Annotated in this window: 1 protein-coding gene, 1 tRNA gene and 1 pseudogene; all 3 read right to left on the bottom strand. The window is 43.1% G+C overall.

Translation table 11 applies throughout. The features are described 5' to 3' along the window. Positions 1-38: 38 nt before the first annotated feature. Positions 39-123, bottom strand: a tRNA-Tyr gene (locus PX481_RS02955). 133 nt (positions 124-256) lie between these two features. Next, entirely contained in the window at positions 257-559 is a 303-nt protein-coding gene (locus PX481_RS02950; protein WP_002761157.1) for a ferredoxin, read from the bottom strand. A 340-nt stretch (positions 560-899) separates the two neighbouring features. Continuing rightward, positions 900-1,101 (bottom strand): annotated as a pseudogene (locus tag PX481_RS02945) (hypothetical protein); the annotation flags it as partial.

The following is a 1,101-nucleotide window of genomic DNA, read 5'->3' as shown; positions in this document are numbered from 1 at the left end:
GGGTGTGCTCTACCACTGAGCTACACGGGCATTGATCGTGGTGGGCCGGGCCGGATTCGAACCAGCGTAGGCGTAGCCAACGGATTTACAGTCCGCCCCCATTAACCACTCGGGCACCGACCCATTAATTCCACGATTAACAATCATAGCACCCTTAGCTAAAACACACAAGTGTTTAGGGAAAAAATTTTTGAGCCATAAAATAACTCCCGTTAAAGCCATGGCTTTAACGGGAATTTTCTGATAATCTTGAAGATTACTTCAAAGCGTCTTCTTCCTTGTGGGTGAGGATCACACAGTCAGAGGTAGGATAGGCGACGCAGGTGAGGACATAACCCGCTTCAATTTGATCGTCATCTAAGAAGGATTGATCGGATTGATCGACAGTACCAGATTCAATTTTACCTGCACAGGTGGAGCAAGCTCCTGCGCGGCAGGAATAAGGTAAGTCTAGTCCTTGCTCTTCAGCTACATCGAGAATGTACTCATCATCGGGAACCTCAATTGTAGTATTAAGTCCTTCAGATTCATTTTTCAGGGTGACTTTATAAGTTGCCATCGGTTGTTCCTCTTAATTAAATGCTAGTGAAAGCGGCAGTCTCTACAATTGCCTCTCGCTCGTAGTCAGATTGAACGATTGGAGCGAGTTTCATTTTTGATACTACGGGAAAATCTGCCTGACTCAGCCTTGCATTAGTAATGACAGTCTTAAATAAACTTAAAATAAAATTTACTTATAGATCTAACCAGGAATTCTTGACGCTCCTTGCTCGATCTCTAGATAATTTCATCGATCTACAATCTAGCTAAACTAACCAATACTAAGCATTTGGAGCTATAATGTTAATTGTTTTTTTAGCCTTAAGCCGATTTTTGTTAAATATTAATTTAACTTATGGTTAAGATAGATGTCGATGAATTGTCTTTAACCCAGCCAAGAAATTGCTTTTCGGCACTACTGCCGGTAACACATCTAGGGAAACTTTGACATCCTCGCCGCCGTAAACGGACGGTGATTCCCAAACCTCACGATTTAGGTTTCTGCTTCTTTCCCTTGCGGGGTTCCGCACCTGCCGCCCCAGATTTACTCTGTTCTGGTCT

The sequence above is a fragment of the Microcystis sp. M53603_WE2 genome, from assembly GCF_030065435.1.
Note: the sequence above shows the minus strand (reverse complement) of the source record. Positions and strands in the feature narration are given on the sequence as shown.